Raw genomic sequence first — 15,848 nt, 5'->3', positions numbered from 1 at the left:
GTGAGAAAAATGAAAAAAATCTATTTATGGGCTGTGGGTCAATCGTTCAAGAAGTTGGACCCACGACAGCAATTAAGAAATCCAGTCATGTTTGTTGTCTATTTAGGCGCGATTTTGACAACCATTTTGTGTTTTTACCCGATGGATGTACCGTTATGGTTTAGTCTTGCAATTACGGTTTTCTTATGGTTGACTCTATTATTTGCCAATTTTGCTGAAGCCGTTGCTGAAGGTCGTGGGAAGGCACAAGCGGATAGTTTGAAGCAAGCGAAGAAAGAAGTAATGACCTATAAGATCACCCGTTTAGAAGATGTACAAGATAAAAACTTTATTGAGATCCGTTCTTCTGATTTAAAAAAAGGCGATCTGGTTTATGTTCAAGCAGGTGAACAAATCCCAGCAGACGGGGACGTTATTGAAGGGGCTGCCTCTGTCGATGAAAGTGCCATTACTGGAGAATCAGCACCAGTCATTCGGGAATCCGGAGGGGATCGAAGCGCTGTGACAGGAGGAACGACAGTCGTCTCTGATTATTTAGTGATACGGGTCACTTCTGAAAACGGTCAATCATTTTTAGACAAAATGATTGCGATGGTGGAAGGCACCCAACGAAAAAAAACACCGAATGAAATCGGGCTGCAAATCTTTTTGATCACTTTGACGATCATTTTCTTAACAGTTTCGATTACGCTGATCCCGTTTACTCACTTTAGTAGTCTGCTGGCAGGAAAAGGTGGCTCGCTTTCTTTAATCATTGTGATTGCGTTATTGATTTGTTTAGCACCCACGACAATTGGTGCATTGATCTCTTCGATCGGTATTGCTGGTATGAGTCGATTGACAAAAGAAAATGTCATTGCCATGAGTGGTCGAGCAATCGAAGCGGCAGGAGACGTCGATGTCTTATTATTGGATAAAACAGGAACGATTACGCTGGGCAATCGACGTGCAAGTGAATTTTTACCAGTTCATCAAGTGAGTGAACGAGAACTGGCGGATGCTGCCCAACTTTCCTCTTTGGCAGATGAAACAGCGGAAGGCAGAAGCATTGTGATTTTAGCCAAAGAACGATTCAATCTACGGGAACGTGAATTTCAGCAATCTGAGGTGAAATTTATTGATTTTAGTGCAAAAACAAGAATGAGCGGGATTGATTATCGCGGGGACGAAATTCGTAAAGGTGCGGCTGACACTATGAAAAAATACGTGGAAGCAAATGGACATACCTATCCTGAAGAATGCGATCAATTAGTGGCTCAAATCGCACGTGCAGGGGGAACCCCATTAGTAGTTGTCAAAAATTACCAAGTTTTAGGTGTCGTTTATCTCAAAGACATTGTAAAAAATGGTGTGAAAGAAAAATTTGCAGATATGCGGAAAATGGGGATCAAAACGATCATGATCACAGGGGATAATCCTTTGACAGCTGCAGCGATTGCGGCAGAAGCGGGCGTTGATGATTTTTTGGCAGAAGCAACACCAGAAAACAAAATGGAATTAATCCGTGAGTACCAAGAAAAAGGTCACCTTGTAGCAATGACCGGTGATGGAACGAATGATGCTCCGGCATTAGCACAAGCTGATGTAGCGATGGCAATGAATACAGGAACCCAGGCTGCCAAAGAAGCAGGGAACATGATCGACTTAGATTCAAGTCCTACGAAACTCCTGCAAGTAGTTCAAATCGGCAAACAACTATTGATGACTCGTGGAGCGTTAACGACCTTTAGTATTGCCAATGATGTTGCTAAATATTTTGCGGTGATCCCAGTCTTGTTCTATAGCATCTATCCACAATTAGATCAATTGAACATCATGGGACTTAGTACGCCTTTAACAGCTATTTTATCTGCGGTCATTTATAACGCGGTGGTGATTGTGGCATTGATCCCGTTAGCGTTGAAAGGTGTTGCTTACCAGGAAAAACCAGCTAGTCAAATCCTGCGACATAATCTACTTGTCTATGGATTAGGAGGAGTCATTGCACCATTTATTTTTATCAAACTGATTGATGTCATTTTATCATTCGTGATTTTGTAAAGGAGAAAAGTGATGCGAAAAACAGTTATGGGAAGTATTCGTTTTTTATTGTTAAGTTTACTTGTTTTTGGAGGGGGGTATACATTACTAGTTACCGGGGTCGGTCAACTATTTTTCAATGAACAAGCTAATGGTAGCCAAGTTACCAATGATGGGAAAGTCATAGGTTCGAAGTTGATTGGGCAACCTTTTGAATCAACTCGCTATTTTTCTGGACGGAATGAAAAAGTTAGCCAACTGTCACCGGTATCCAAGGAACAGGCTTCACGTGTGGAACAGAGAACGAAAAAACAACTTCAAGAAAACCCAGCGCAAAAAGAAGTTCCGGTGGATCTAGTGACTGCTTCGGCAAGTGGTGTAGACCCGGATATCAGTGTGGAAGCAGCCAATTTTCAAGTGTCAAAAATCGCTCAAGAGCGAGGTCTTAAAGAAGCGGATATCTATGCTATAATAGAAAAAAACAGCCATAAGGATTGGTTTTCAGACCGCAAATACGTTAATGTATTACAATTGAATCTTTCGTTAGATCAGATGTCTGATTCATAATCGGTTCTAGCCATTTTCTTGATTGGTCTTAACCAATCGGAAAATGGCTCAGACTTACATAAAGGATAAGTTGGAGGGGGAAAGGATGTCGTTATCGAGTGTATCAGAAGATTTTATGCAAAGACAGCAAGAGAAGAAGGGCAAACTAAGAGTATTCTTTGGTTTTGCGGCTGGTGTCGGTAAAACGTATGCGATGCTCTTAGAAGCTAGAGAATTATTTGCCTTAGGTAAAGATGTCGTGATTGGCTATATTGAGCCTCATGATCGACCAGAAACGAATCAACTACTCGAAGGTATGCCTCAGATCCCACCCAAAGAAATCAATTACAAATCAATCACTTTATTTGAACCTGATATTGATCGCTTGATCAAGCGAAAGCCCGAAGTAGTTTTGATCGATGAATTAGCACACACCAATGCGCATGGTTCAAGAAATAAGAAACGTTACCAAGACGTGGCAGAGTTACTGAATGCTGGAATCAACGTTTTTACAACGATTAATGTGCAACATATCGAAAGTTTGAATGATGTTGTTGTTAATGTAACAGGTGTGGAAGTAAAAGAAACCGTGCCAGACACTTTCTTTCAACAAGCATCTTTGAAAGTGATCGATGTTGAGCCGGAAGAATTGATCTTACGGTTAGAAGAAGGAAAGATCTATACCAACGAAAATGCAAAACGAGCCTTAAAAAATTTTTTTACCCCACAAAAGTTGAACCATCTGAGAGGTTTAGCGATCCAAAGAGCTTCCGATCATATCAATCAAGTCAGTAGTCAAACCAATCGAATCCAAAGCAAGTTGTTGACTATTGTTAATGACGATTTTCCTAAAATGGCAGAAAAGTGTATTCGTTGGACTGCAAGATTAGCGCAGGGCTTAGGTGCGCAATGGGTCGTGATTCAGATTCGTTCACATGAAGACACGCCGACAAACTTACCACTTGCTGACAAACTTGGTGGAGAAGTGATCAGTATGGAAGAAGAAGGAAGCTTTGAAACGATCGTTGAATACGCTAAAATGACTGGTATCACAGATATCATCATGGGAAAGAATCTACGACAACCATGGTATGAACGATTATTTTTAGAATCGTTTGAAAACCGATTGCTGAAGCGATTGAATGATACAGAGATCCATTTGATCCCATTTCAAGAAACTAGACCGTCTTTTTTATTTCATACAAGAAAAATCATTGAAGGCGGCGGGAAAGATCTAGGGTATGCATTAGGTGCTGTTTTTTGTGCCACTTTAATTACTGAGTTGATGCAGTATTTGAACGTCGGTGATCAAAATCTGATGTTGATCTATCTCTTTTTCGTCTTATTAGTCGCTCGGATGACTTCCGGTTATTTTTGGAGCGCTTTAGCATCAATCCTTAGTGTACTATCGTTCAATTGGTTTTTTGTTGAGCCGCTTTATTCATTGACAGTCTATAAACAAGGCTATCCGTTCACTCTTTTGATCATGTTTTTAGTTGCTCTGATGATTAGTAACTTAATGGTGCGGTTAAAAAAACAAGCAGTTTATTCTATGGAAAAAGAGCATCAAATGGAAATTCTTTATGAATTGAATAAACAATATGTGTTGGCACAAGATCAACAACAAATTTTTGATATTACTGCGACGTATCTTTCACGTTTGTTAGATCGGGAAGTGGTTCTCTTTGATTCTGAAGGACAAGTGAAAAGTGTGCATCGTGTCGATCGGAAAAAATCAAGACTTAATATCAGTGAAGAAATTGCAGTAGCTGTTTGGACAGCAAAAAATCAACAAGAAGCAGGAAATGGAACCGATACCCTCGGAGGAGCAAAAGGATTCTATTTACCGATCCTTACTAATGGAAAAGTCGTAGCTGTTTTAGGAATGGAACGAAGTCATTCCCACGACCTACAAAACGATCAACTAAACTATTTAAAGTTGCTCATTACACAACTGGCAACGATTCTGGAACAAAATCAATTGAAAAATGAGAAAGAGCAAATCGAACTTGAGAATGAACGAGAAAGAGTCCGCAGCAATTTGCTCCGAGCGGTCTCGCATGATTTGCGGACACCATTAACGGCAATTTCAGGGATTGCGGAGACGTTAAACAATGAAAAAAGTGTGTCGAAAGAAACCCAACAAAAATTATTGCAAGATATTCAAGATGAGTCCCAATGGTTGATTCGAATGGTGGAAAATTTATTATCGATTACACGGATCAATATGAATACAATGAAAGTGAATAAATCAGCGGAACCGATTGAAGAAATTATCGAAGCTGTGTATAGTCATTTGAAAAAAGTGTATCCAGATAGCCAATTAGATGTCGTATTACCAGAAAACATGCTATTCATCCAAGCAGATCCTATTTTAATTGAACAAGCTTTGTTCAATTTGATTGAGAATGCTTTGAGACACGGTGAAAAACAGCAACCTGTACGATTGACTGTGAGCCAAAATGGAGAAGAAACGAGGATTGAGATTAGAAATAAGGGTGTGATTCCTATCGAACAATTTCAAAAAATCCAAAATAATCTGACTCAACCAAATGAGGTGCCTGTTGATTCTAAAAACGGATTGGGAATTGGGTTAAGTATTGTCAACACGATCATTCGTGCTCATAACGGACAAATGGAGATGATTGCCGATAATGGGGAAACGATTGTCCGAATCTATTTAAAGTAAGGAGTTTTTTATGAATAAGATGATCTTATTGATTGAAGATGATCCCAATATTACCGACTTCATGGAAGTGGTTTTTGAGCGAGAACAATATAGATTAACGGTAGCAGCAAATGGGATGGAAGCTTTAACTGCTTTACAGGCAGAAACATTTGATGTCATTTTACTTGATCTAGGTTTACCGGATATTGATGGAATGGATCTCTTGAAAATATTGAGGAAACGGATGGATCTTCCGATCGTGGTGATTTCTGCACGAAAGGACGAAAATGAAAAAGTAGCCGCCCTTGATTTAGGAGCAGATGATTACGTCACCAAACCTTTCGGGACTAACGAACTTCTAGCTCGTATAAGAACAGCTTTACGCCATAAGAAAACCAAAGAAGAACAGACGTTGATCGTAGTAAATAATGCATTGAAAATCGATTTTGATAAGCAGTTGGTTTATAAAAATGACCAAGAAATCCATTTAACAAAAAATGAATATCGATTACTTAAATGTTTATTTGAGCAGATTGGTAAAGTAGTCACTTACCAAACATTAATGACCCAAGTATGGGGACCATACAGCGAAGATTCCCAAATTTTGCGAGTCAATATGTCAAATATCCGCAAAAAAATTGAAACAAATACGTTGAAGCCTGAATATATCATTACTGAAATTGGTGTTGGTTATCGTTTACGTGATTACCGCTCGTAAACATAAAGATGAAACAGTGAAGTCTGTTTAATAAGTATTAGATCCAAGAAAGATAGTTCAAAAAGGTCATGAAAGAAACAAATAGCTCCGAACAAACCAGAGCTTACTGTATCTTTCATGACCTTTTTATGGTGTTCATCGTATTACTTCTAGGGAATTAAACCTAGGTTATTCACTTACTCTTTTATAATTAGACCTAACAATGTAGAGAATTTTAAGGCCTGGTAGGTTGAGACCTGGCAACCTTTTAATTCATTGATCGTAATGCTTAATGTTTCAAAATTAGAGGAGCTTAAATCAACGCCTTTTAAAGAGGTTTGCTGAAAATTCGCTTCGTTCAATTCACAATTGTCAAAAACGATTCCTTTGAAGTGACAATGATAAAGATCGGCGTTTTCCAGTGAACAATGGCAAAATTGATTATTCTCCATTTTAGCATAGCCAAAAGCAGCTAGATTGATTAGACAATCTTTAAAAGTAACGTTTTTAATCGTTGATTCTTGAAAGGTTGTCCCAAGTAGTTTGCAATTGATAAATTCTACTCGGTGGATAGAGGCTTTTGTCATATTGACGTTGGAAAGATCACAATTTTTAAAGCGAACATCTACGAACTCGACCTGACTAAAATCGCTATTTGTAAATTGACAGTGATCAAATTCCATATTGTAAAAACGGGGACGATCGAAAAATGCTTCGATTGCTTCGTCATTGGCTACTTTGCACATTTCAAGCATTGGTTCCTCTTCGGAATAGATTGTAGAAAAGGGCTTAAGTGGTAATGTGGGAGAAATTTTTGGAGGAACGATTTTCATAGATTCATCTACTTTCCTATATAAGATTTTTCCATATCAGTAACGGAATCATCGCTGTCTGCTTATTATAGCACAAATCATTTGATTACATTTGGCAATTTTTTTGCGACAAAATGCGATATATCGCAAAATATTGCAAAGAGTTGCAAACTGTAGTAAAGTGACTTAAGGGAGGCGGTTTCATGCTGAGGGAAATTCGTTTGAAAAAAATAATCAAAATCATGAAAGAAAAACAAAATGCTGCGATTGATGACTTAGCAGAACAGCTGGAAGTATCTAAAGACACGATCAGACGTGATTTAATGAAGTTAGAAGAAAAAAATATAGTTCGCAGAACACACGGCGGAGCGATTTTATTAGAAAGAGAAGCAACTATTTTTGATTATGAGCAACGTTCAACTAAATTAAATGGAGTGAAACTTCAGTTAGGAAAAACCGCTGCAGCTATCATTAAAGACAATTCATCGGTTATTTTCGATTCCTCCACTACTGTAGAAAGTGTGATCAATCAAATAGGGATGAAACCTTTGACAGCTATCACTAATTCTTTGACTCATGCGATGCTGTTGGCAAAAAGGTCAGCAACTACGATTACGCTATTGCCGGGAAAATTGCACAAAACACAACTTTTTTTACATGGCGCAGATACTATTGAGAAATTAAAACAATACAGTGTAGACTATACATTTTTAGGTGTTTTTGCTTTATCGTCTGAAGGAATATTCATTCATACGGAAGAAGAAGGACTTGTCAAACGCCAAATGGTCAAACAGGCAAAAACGGTGGTTGCTTTAGCAGATCATACAAAAATGGATAAAACCGGTTTTTTTAAGGTTTGTGATTTAAAAGAGATTGATTTTCTAGTAACAGATCAACCTCCCAGCAAGCAGTTACAACAAGCTTTGATAAATAATCAGGTGGAATGTCTTATATTAGATCAATAAAGGAGTAAGTATGGAAAAGAAAAATATAATTTTAGATGTGTTGACTGAGCCGAAAACATTTGCAGATGTCTCACCGGTTTTCTTAACAGATGAAACGATTGAGATGAGAAAAAAACGAATGATACAAAGGATGAGAGAAGAAGCGATTGACACACTAATCATTTATGCAGATCGTGAGCATGGTAGCAATTTTGAATATTTTACGGGATTTATTCCACGGTTTGAAGAAGGATTATTTGTTATGGAAAATAGTGGAAAAAGTACCTTGATTTTGGGAAATGAAAATCTGAAACTATGTAAACATGCACGAATCCAATCAGAATTGGTTCATTATCCACCTTTTTCATTGCCGAATCAACCAATGGATCACGAACAACCTTTAGAACAATTATTTACCTCGTTAGGGTTCGTTGAAAAGAAAAAAATCGGGGTAGTTGGTTGGAAAATGTTTACTACACGGAAGAAAGAAGCGACCAAGCTATTCGATGTTCCTCACTTTATTATTGAAGCAATCGAAAAAGCAAAAGGTGAAACGACTGAACTACTAAATGCTAGTTCGCTGTTGATCGGGGAAAAAGGAATACGGAGAACAAATAACGCCAATGAGATCGCTCATTATGAATTTGGTGCCAATCTAGCTTCTAGTTGCATGTTACAAGCACTAAACAAGATTGAAGTAGGTGTAAAAGAGTCTGAAATTGGAGCATTGTTAAATGGAAAAGGACAACCGAACACGGTAGTGACAATTGCTGCGACAGGGCAACGTTTCGAATATGCTAATCTTTACCCAACCGATAAAACAATTAAGCTTGGCGATGCGTTGTCATTAACTACCGGGTTTAAAGGTGGTCTATCTAGCAGAACAGGGTTTGTCATCGAACATGAAAAACAACTTCCGTCAGAGCAAGCGGATTATTTAGAAAAAGTGGCTAAACCTTATTTTCAAGCAATTGTTCATTGGTTAGAAACAATCAAAGTGGGGATGAGAGGCGAAGAAGTTTATCAACTAGTTGAGACTATTTTACCAAAAAAACAGTTCCATTGGCATTTAAATCCTGGTCACTTGACAGCAGATGAAGAGTGGTTAGCTTCACCTATTTATCAAGAGTCGCAAGAAATACTTGAAAGTGGGATGATTTTTCAACTAGATATCATTCCTTCAGTTCCGGGTTATACAGGTGTTAGTGCGGAAGAATGTGTGGTATTAGCTGATGAGGCACTGCAAGGAAAAATCAAAGAAAAGTATCCAGAATTATGGCAACGCATTATGATTCGTCAAACGTATTTGAAAGAAGTGCTAAACATTGATTTAAGTAAAGACATTTTGCCGCTTTCCAATACGGTTGCATACTTACGCCCTTTTTATTTAGCAAAGAATCAAGCATTTCGTGTACAAAGAATAAAATCTACATCTTGATGTATGAGTGAATGGTAAGAGAAAATTCGTAGAAGTAACAGGAGCTGTATGGTTCGTTACTTCTACGAATTTCTTTGAGGTCTGCTAGCTTTTTTGAGAAAAATCCCTTATAGTGAAAGCCGAAAGACTAGATCATTTTTTGTACGTTGTTTCAAAAGCGACGATGATCATGCATAAATCTCCATTCGTTTATTGGTTTTGGCCAAGCAGATAAATGTTAGGATAGTCGTTTATGAACGAGATGGAGCAGAAAAAAGGAGATATCACCTATGAACATCAAACAAGTGAGTGAAACGAAAGGGATCTCGCCCGATACATTGCGTTATTATGAGAAAATTGGTCTCATTCCGCCTGTACATCGCACGAAAGGCGGAATCCGTGATTATACAGAAGAAGACCTCAACTGGGTAGATTTTACAATTTGTATGAGAAATGCTGGTCTATCCATTGAGTCGTTGATCGAATACAATAAATTGTGTAAGCAAGGAGACCAGACAATTGCTGCTAGGAAGCAATTATTGATGACAGAAAGACAGCATTTGATTCAAAAGATCGATGAGATGCAAGAGTGTTTAACACGATTACATAAGAAAATCGAGAATTACGATCGGTATTTATTAGAACAATAAGATATTAGTCCATGTTAGCCAACAGTTGGTTAAGAGAACTTTTATAGCCCAAATACAACAGTTCTGAAATTTTTACCAATGATGAAATAAAAAATTTTGATGAAAAAGAAGGCCTGTCGGAAGTGTCTAACTCTAAGAAATAAGCCGGATAATCCCAAATAGGAGGAACTATTTTGGGACTATCCGGCTTATTTTCGATGATAGAATTCACCATGAATATCAGATAGTGAGTGAAACTACATAGCATTTAACGCATCATCAAGATCAGCGATCAAATCTTCTACATCTTCGATCCCGCATGAAAGCCGAACTAAAGTTTCAGTGACACCCATCGCTAATCGATCCTTTTCAGGCATACTGGCATGAGACATCGCCCAAGGATAAGAAAGGATGGATTCCACACCTCCGAGACTGACAGCTACGATTGGTACACGACAGTGTGTGAATAAGGTTTCAATTTGCTTAACTGAATCTACTTCAAATGACAAAATAGCACCACAGTCTTCGCATTGTTTTTGATGGATCGAATGTCCAGCATGCTGTTCAAGACCAGGATAATAAACGTTTGTTACTTTCGGATGATTGACGAGAAAGTTAGCTAATTCACTAGCGTTTCGAACTGATTTTTCCATTCTTAACCCCAGCGTTTTAACGCCGCGCAATAGTAGCCAAGCATCTTCAGGACCTAAAATCCCGCCCAGTGCTTTTTGATGTTCCTTTAATTGCTGATACAGCTCCTCGTTATTTGTAGCGACCAAACCTGCAACAACGTCACTATGTCCATTGATAAACTTTGTTGCACTATGTATCACGATATCAACACCTAAATCTAAAGGATGTTGTGAAATGGGTGTCATAAATGTATTATCTGCAACTGTTAAGATCTGATACTCGTTAGCCAATTCAGTCACTTTCTTTATATCAGTGATTGTTAATAATGGATTGGAAGGAGTTTCAATGTAAAACATTTTTGTTTCTTTTTTAATCGCTTTTTGCCAAGAATCAATATCCGTTTCATCAACAAAAGTGCAATCGATCCCGAAACGAGCTAAGAAAAGATGGATGCTTTGGAAGGTTCCACCATAAATATTTTTACCTAGTACTAAATGATCTCCTTTGGATAAAAGGAACAGGACAGCGTTAATAGCAGCCATTCCTGATGAAAAGGCTAAACCGAACTGCGCGTTTTCTAATGAAGCAATACATTTTTCCGCCGCTTCGACAGTAGGGTTACCAAAACGAGTGTAACTAAAACCTGTGTGAGTGAAGACATTTTTTTGATGAAACGTGGAAGTTTGATATTTAGGTATCGACGATGCGCCTGTAACTGGGTCGATGACTGGGTAATCGTGTAGAATTTTTGTATTGATATTCATATGGGTTTCCTCCAAACCTACTTCATGTATCTCAAAAATAACACATTCATTTCCGTTATGTCAACGCTTTCTTGATAAAAAATTATCAATGAAATTAATTGCTTGCGTTAGATTTTAAATAACATTAGTTTTTATAATTTTATTTTAAATAAAAGAATTTTTGCGGTTTTTAAAAACTCTGAAAGTGGTTGACTGCCTTAAAAATATATGATAATTTTTTAGTGTAATTGTATTCTATGATAAAAAATTATTAAAGGAGGAAAAGAATGAGTAGCAACAAATTACCATATGAAAAATATCGCGTGGCGGGAGACTTGATCTTTGTTTCTGGACAGTTACCAATCGATCCAACCACTGGTGTAATCGTTTCTGAAGAGATTAAAGCACAAACGAACCAAATCATGATCAATATATCACAAGTGTTGGAGGAGCTAGACTTGACCATGAATCAAGTGGTTAAAACGACTTGTTTTCTAACTGATATGAATCATTTTGAAGCATTTAATCAAGTGTACGCAGAACACTTTGGTGAACGTTTCCCAGCACGATCAGCTTTTCAAGTCGTTGCCTTACCAAAAGATGCTTTAATAGAAATCGAATGGGTTTTATCTAAAGCATAAGAAAAGAGGAAGAAAGAATGAAAATAATAATCATTGGTGGAATTGCTGCAGGAATGAGCGCAGCGGCCAAAGCAAAGAGAGTCAATCCAGATGCAGAAATCATCGTGATTGAACAAGAGGATTATATCTCTTTCGGCGCTTGTGGGCTTCCTTATTATTTAGGTGAAGAATTTAATGATGAACAAGAGATGTTTGCTCGAACGCCTGAACAAATCGAACGTTTAGGAATTAAATTATTGTTGCGCCATCGAGTAGAATCAATCGAATTTGCCACTAAAACGTTAGCTGTAAAAAATTTAAGTACAAATGAAGTGAGTCATGAAACTTATGATCATCTGATGCTGGCTGTCGGTGCAAAGCCGTTTGTTCCTAACATTGCTGGTATTGATTCCAGTGATGTATATACGATTACAAAACTTAATGAAGTCAAACGACTACAGCAAGAATTATCAAATTATCAAAATATTGTCATCCTAGGTGGTGGATTTATTGGCATTGAAGTAGCTGATCAGTTAACGAAAGCAGGAAAAAATATTCATTTGATCGAGATGGCTCCTCACTTGATGAATCGTTCATTTGATCCGGAATTTTCTACTAAAATTAAAGAAGCTATTGAAGAAGAAAATGTAAGGGTTTCCTTAGAGGAGTCTGTTCTAGAGATCGAAAAAAATCATGAACAAGTGGTAGCTGTCAAAACGAATAGAGGAAGTTATCAGGCGGATGCGGTGATCGTTGCTGCTGGATTTGTTCCTAATAACAGCTTTTTGAATGATCAATTGGAATTGTTAGGAAATGGTGCAATTAAAATCGATACATATGGGAGAACGTCTCAAAAAGATGTATTTGCGGCAGGTGACTGTGCTTCGATTCCCCATCGAATCTTAGGGGATATTTACCTTCCTTTAGCGACTACAGCGAATAAAATGGGACGGATCGTTGGGATCAATCTTAGCGGTGTACAGATGCAGGAATATTCAGGGACATTAGGCAGCAGTGCGATCAAAGTAGGAGAGTATGAGGCAGCAGCGACTGGTATCACTGAAAAAATGGCAAGAGAAAAAGGATTAGATATCAAAACGACTTGTATTGAGACGATGAATCACTCAAATTATTATGGAACTCAAGAAAAAATCATGATCAAACTGGTTTATGACCGACAAACAAAAGTGTTGTATGGCGCCCAACTATTCGGGAAAAATGAAACAGTTCTTCGTGCGACTGGCTTAGCTGTTGCGATACACGCTCAAATAACGACTGAAGAATTAGGATTTGTTGATTTTGCTTATGCACCACCTTTTTCTTCTACGTGGGAAGCACTAAATGTTGTAGCAAATACTGCAAAATAAAGGGGATGAATAAATTGATCGATGCACCTTTTTTTACTCAATTTCTGAAAGTAAGTAATTATTATACTGCGGGAGGAATCGCTTTGCTGATTCTATCCCTCGGGGTAATGAAGTACCTGAAAGACAAACGGATTAGTTTCTCTAAACGAATGATTTATGCTCTTATTCTTGGTTTGCTTTTAGGGGTTGTCATTGATTTGATTGGTTCCGATAGCGAAATTTATACCGAATTTGCTCGAACGGAAATCAATGCCTGGTATGCCCTAGTTGGTTCAGGATTCTTGAAGATGATCCAGTTGCTAGCTATTCCTGTCGTGTTCTTATCGATTATCAAAGTAGTGATTGATGTCAAAGGAGAACGGTTAAAATATTTGACGGGAAAAACTTTTGCAACATTACTAGGGACTACAGCTATCTCTGCGGCATTGGGGATTGCGGTTGTCAAACTCTATCGGCTTAACGGTGCAGAGTTTGCTGGAGACTTGGCAGCAGACAAAGCAGAAAGTATTAGTAATATTGCTTCGCAAAGTTTCCCGGAATTTTTCTTGAAACTGATACCTAACAATATTGTTAGTGTGATGGGGGATAATGGGAGTATTGTATCGGTTGTGATCATAGCGGCTATGTTTGCTGGAGCTATTCGCTTCTTACAATTCAAAAAACCGGATCAAGTGGCACCTTTTGTTACGTTGTTGGACTCATTAAAAGTAACCGTCATTTCCGTTTTAACTAACGTGATCAAGTTGATGCCGTATGGGGTTGTTGCCTTAGTAAGTAATACAATTATTTCTAGAGGGATTCAAGCAATTATGGGAATGATGGGATTTATTGCAGCTCTATATACTGGTGTTCTTTTGATGTTGATCGTTTATGTCATTTTATTACTATTCATGGGTGTGAATCCAATTGTTTTTTACAAAAAAGCATTTACGACACTATTGTTTGCTTTTTCTTCCCGTTCAAGCGTAGGGACCTTACCTTATACTTTGAAAAATCTGGAAGAAGATCTAGGTGTGTCTCAAGAAACGGCAAATTTTGTTGCTACTTTAGGAACTTCGATTGGTATGAATGGTTGTGCTGGTGTATTCCCTGCTATGCTTGGTGTTTTAATGGGATCAGCTGTTGGCGCGGAAATGGATCTATCCTTTTATTTCTTGGTGGTCGTTGTCGTTACGGTAGGATCCATCGGAATTGCTGGTGTACCTGGTACGGCGACCGTTGCTGCGACAGTTACTCTTAATGGCTTAGGGTTTGGACACACGATCACAAGTATTGGAGCGATATTTGGTATCGATCCGATTGTTGATATGGGACGTACCATGTTGAACGTCGCAGGCTCAATGGTTTCTGCGATTATGGTAGATAAGTGGGAAGGAACATTTGATAAACAAGCGTTTTTGGCACCATTGAATAAAAAAAATGAAGAAGAGTAATAGACAATGGGAAAAGTTATGTGTTCAATTAGTAATCAAATGATATCTAGGTAATGAGTTGATACCAACTCGCTGATTGGATCGTTTTTACAATAGCCTTCATCTGTTTCAAAAGTGAAACAACCAAGAAATAAGACGGCACGCCTTAGTGAAGAGGAGTGCCGTCTTTAGTTTCAAAGCCCATCATGTCTGAGAAGCTGTTAAAAAAATGCTTGCTTATTGTCATTGGAGGTAACCGATGCTTTCGCAATCTCTTTACTTTTCTCCTTCAGCAATCTTCAGGTAACGATAAACGCTGGGATCTGATATGTTGAGAATCTTAGCCACTTGTGAAACAGCGCCTTTGATTTGGAAGATTCCTTTTTCATTTAATTGGCGAATGATTTTAATTTTCAACTCTTTATTTAAAGGAGTTTGTTTGTCCAAGAGATCGGAGGGGACGATAGAGTAGATAATCCCTTCAATGGTTTCTTCCAAGATCTCAACGGATTCGGGGAGGTGATTCGTATCAAACACTGCAAGTGGTTGTTTTTCTGTTGATAAGCCAGCTAATGCGAGTATCTCCTTTGAGAGTGACTGATATTTGCTGATATCTTGATTAATGCAAAGTAATCCGACTATCTTCTGCTGATCATTGCGTATAAAAAAAGTGGCACCTCTTAATTTTTTCCCATTGATTGTTTGTGCATCATAGTTGACTAAATAATCTTGTTTAAGATATTTCTTTGAGCGCACCATTTCTAAAGCGAAACCAGTAACAGGAGAATGGATATCTCGTCCACTTATATGATTGTTTTCAATGGCAGCGATATGAAAATGACCTTCTTCCAGATGATGAAGAACCACTTCATAGTTTTCCCCTAAAGCTTGTCCGAGGAATTTGACCAGGGATATATATAGCGTTAATTGAGTGTTATTCATTTTCTCACCTTGATAATTTTTTGTTACTTTATAATACCATCTTTGTTTGCTGTTTACATTATAAAATAATCGTTATTTCATTTTATTTTTTATTGACAAATTTTTTGGGGGAAGTTATATTGTTTGTATAAATCGTAATCATTACTATTTAAGTTCGTGAACGGTTTATTTGATAAAAATAGACTTGAAAAAGGGAGAAAGCAATGGAAAAACAAGACTTAGCGAGTGCCTATCGTCGGCTAAAGAGCCCCAATATCAAAACGAAAAAAAGAGCGTTAAAAATCATTCATCAATACAAACGTAATAAAAATAAGTAAAAACTGCCATTTGTCAAAACAAAACGTATTTGATTGGGCAGTGTAAACGTATAGATGATTAAATGGGTTTGTTTTGGTGAAA

General features: G+C 37.8%; 14 protein-coding genes. 11 read left to right on the top strand and 3 right to left on the bottom strand.

Annotation, left to right across the window (positions count from 1 at the left end; genetic code table 11):
- Nucleotides 1–9: 9 nt before the first annotated feature.
- The 4 genes from kdpB to AB5M32_RS04060 all read left to right on the top strand — a co-directional run bounded on the left by kdpB (nt 10) and on the right by AB5M32_RS04060 (nt 5,951).
- Nucleotides 10–2,040: a potassium-transporting ATPase subunit KdpB gene (gene kdpB, locus AB5M32_RS04075; protein ID WP_178285888.1), complete on the top strand. Its 2,031-nt coding sequence runs from the start codon at nt 10–12 to the stop codon at nt 2,038–2,040.
- Between the two features lie 12 nt (nt 2,041–2,052).
- Nucleotides 2,053–2,586: a potassium-transporting ATPase subunit C gene (locus AB5M32_RS04070; protein WP_034700806.1), complete on the top strand. Its 534-nt coding sequence runs from the start codon at nt 2,053–2,055 to the stop codon at nt 2,584–2,586.
- A 115-nt stretch (nt 2,587–2,701) separates the two neighbouring features.
- Nucleotides 2,702–5,254 carry a sensor histidine kinase KdpD gene (locus AB5M32_RS04065; protein WP_178287259.1) on the top strand — a complete coding sequence of 851 codons (2,553 nt, stop codon included), beginning with the start codon at nt 2,702–2,704 and terminating at the stop codon, nt 5,252–5,254.
- A 10-nt stretch (nt 5,255–5,264) separates the two neighbouring features.
- Nucleotides 5,265–5,951 carry a response regulator transcription factor gene (locus AB5M32_RS04060; RefSeq protein WP_010718443.1) on the top strand — a complete coding sequence of 229 codons (687 nt, stop codon included), beginning with the start codon at nt 5,265–5,267 and terminating at the stop codon, nt 5,949–5,951.
- A 176-nt stretch (nt 5,952–6,127) separates the two neighbouring features.
- Here AB5M32_RS04060 and AB5M32_RS04055 read toward each other — a convergent pair whose 3' ends face one another.
- Nucleotides 6,128–6,685, bottom strand: a complete 558-nt coding sequence (locus AB5M32_RS04055; protein WP_256736357.1) for a pentapeptide repeat-containing protein — start codon at nt 6,683–6,685, stop codon at nt 6,128–6,130.
- Nucleotides 6,686–6,945: 260 nt separating this feature from the next.
- On the opposite strand from AB5M32_RS04055, the gene AB5M32_RS04050 reads away from it, so the two are divergent.
- The 3 genes from AB5M32_RS04050 (at nt 6,946) to AB5M32_RS04040 (ending at nt 9,753) form a co-directional block, all read left to right on the top strand.
- Nucleotides 6,946–7,707: a DeoR/GlpR family DNA-binding transcription regulator gene (locus tag AB5M32_RS04050; protein WP_034700802.1), complete on the top strand. Its 762-nt coding sequence runs from the start codon at nt 6,946–6,948 to the stop codon at nt 7,705–7,707.
- 10 nt (nt 7,708–7,717) lie between these two features.
- Entirely contained in the window at nt 7,718–9,124 is a 1,407-nt protein-coding gene (locus tag AB5M32_RS04045) for a Xaa-Pro peptidase family protein (protein WP_178285894.1), read from the top strand.
- A 269-nt stretch (nt 9,125–9,393) separates the two neighbouring features.
- A complete protein-coding gene (locus AB5M32_RS04040) occupies nt 9,394–9,753 on the top strand; it encodes a MerR family transcriptional regulator (protein WP_010737903.1) in 360 nt (119 codons plus the stop codon).
- Between the two features lie 236 nt (nt 9,754–9,989).
- Here AB5M32_RS04040 and AB5M32_RS04035 read toward each other — a convergent pair whose 3' ends face one another.
- On the bottom strand, nt 9,990–11,129 hold the full coding sequence (locus tag AB5M32_RS04035; RefSeq protein WP_034700797.1) for a PLP-dependent aspartate aminotransferase family protein: 1,140 nt from the start codon (nt 11,127–11,129) through the stop codon (nt 9,990–9,992).
- Nucleotides 11,130–11,395: 266 nt separating this feature from the next.
- Between AB5M32_RS04035 and AB5M32_RS04030 the strand changes: the two genes are divergently transcribed.
- From AB5M32_RS04030 to AB5M32_RS04020, 3 genes are read left to right on the top strand one after another with little or no spacing between them, the layout of a single operon-like run.
- Nucleotides 11,396–11,749 (top strand): RidA family protein, encoded by a 354-nt coding sequence (locus AB5M32_RS04030; protein WP_178285898.1) that lies wholly within the window; start codon nt 11,396–11,398, stop codon nt 11,747–11,749.
- A 17-nt stretch (nt 11,750–11,766) separates the two neighbouring features.
- Nucleotides 11,767–13,095, top strand: a complete 1,329-nt coding sequence (locus AB5M32_RS04025) for a CoA-disulfide reductase (protein ID WP_368024342.1) — start codon at nt 11,767–11,769, stop codon at nt 13,093–13,095.
- A 5-nt stretch (nt 13,096–13,100) separates the two neighbouring features.
- Nucleotides 13,101–14,528, top strand: coding sequence for a cation:dicarboxylase symporter family transporter (locus AB5M32_RS04020; RefSeq protein WP_368024341.1), 1,428 nt, complete (start codon nt 13,101–13,103; stop codon nt 14,526–14,528).
- Nucleotides 14,529–14,783: 255 nt separating this feature from the next.
- Here the strand turns inward: AB5M32_RS04020 and AB5M32_RS04015 are convergent, their stop codons facing one another.
- Nucleotides 14,784–15,449, bottom strand: a complete 666-nt coding sequence (locus tag AB5M32_RS04015) for a transcriptional regulator (RefSeq protein WP_010737898.1) — start codon at nt 15,447–15,449, stop codon at nt 14,784–14,786.
- A 203-nt stretch (nt 15,450–15,652) separates the two neighbouring features.
- On the opposite strand from AB5M32_RS04015, the gene AB5M32_RS04010 reads away from it, so the two are divergent.
- Complete coding sequence (locus tag AB5M32_RS04010) at nt 15,653–15,766, top strand: putative metal homeostasis protein (protein ID WP_010718433.1); 114 nt, start codon at nt 15,653–15,655, stop codon at nt 15,764–15,766.
- Nucleotides 15,767–15,848 lie beyond the last annotated feature (82 nt).

Origin of the sequence: Enterococcus sp. C57, from assembly GCF_040887305.1 — a bacterium.
Taxonomy (GTDB): Bacteria; Bacillota; Bacilli; order Lactobacillales; family Enterococcaceae; genus Enterococcus_B; species Enterococcus_B hirae.
The sequence above is the reverse complement of the archived record's forward strand: the minus strand, read 5'-3'. Positions and strand labels throughout refer to the sequence as shown.

What these genes read in the sequence shown, in the direction of transcription:
- kdpB (WP_178285888.1), top strand. Translation starts at nt 10, where the DNA reads ATGAAAAAAATCTATTTATGGGCTGTGGGTCAATCGTTCAAGAAGTTG.
- AB5M32_RS04070 (WP_034700806.1), top strand. Translation starts at nt 2,053, where the DNA reads ATGCGAAAAACAGTTATGGGAAGTATTCGTTTTTTATTGTTAAGTTTA.
- AB5M32_RS04065 (WP_178287259.1), top strand. Translation starts at nt 2,702, where the DNA reads ATGCAAAGACAGCAAGAGAAGAAGGGCAAACTAAGAGTATTCTTTGGT.
- AB5M32_RS04060 (WP_010718443.1), top strand. Translation starts at nt 5,265, where the DNA reads ATGAATAAGATGATCTTATTGATTGAAGATGATCCCAATATTACCGAC.
- AB5M32_RS04055 (WP_256736357.1), bottom strand. Translation starts at nt 6,685, where the DNA reads ATGCTTGAAATGTGCAAAGTAGCCAATGACGAAGCAATCGAAGCATTT.
- AB5M32_RS04050 (WP_034700802.1), top strand. Translation starts at nt 6,946, where the DNA reads ATGCTGAGGGAAATTCGTTTGAAAAAAATAATCAAAATCATGAAAGAA.
- AB5M32_RS04045 (WP_178285894.1), top strand. Translation starts at nt 7,718, where the DNA reads ATGGAAAAGAAAAATATAATTTTAGATGTGTTGACTGAGCCGAAAACA.
- AB5M32_RS04040 (WP_010737903.1), top strand. Translation starts at nt 9,394, where the DNA reads ATGAACATCAAACAAGTGAGTGAAACGAAAGGGATCTCGCCCGATACA.
- AB5M32_RS04035 (WP_034700797.1), bottom strand. Translation starts at nt 11,129, where the DNA reads ATGAATATCAATACAAAAATTCTACACGATTACCCAGTCATCGACCCA.
- AB5M32_RS04030 (WP_178285898.1), top strand. Translation starts at nt 11,396, where the DNA reads ATGAGTAGCAACAAATTACCATATGAAAAATATCGCGTGGCGGGAGAC.
- AB5M32_RS04025 (WP_368024342.1), top strand. Translation starts at nt 11,767, where the DNA reads ATGAAAATAATAATCATTGGTGGAATTGCTGCAGGAATGAGCGCAGCG.
- AB5M32_RS04020 (WP_368024341.1), top strand. Translation starts at nt 13,101, where the DNA reads ATGAATAAATTGATCGATGCACCTTTTTTTACTCAATTTCTGAAAGTA.
- AB5M32_RS04015 (WP_010737898.1), bottom strand. Translation starts at nt 15,449, where the DNA reads ATGAATAACACTCAATTAACGCTATATATATCCCTGGTCAAATTCCTC.
- AB5M32_RS04010 (WP_010718433.1), top strand. Translation starts at nt 15,653, where the DNA reads ATGGAAAAACAAGACTTAGCGAGTGCCTATCGTCGGCTAAAGAGCCCC.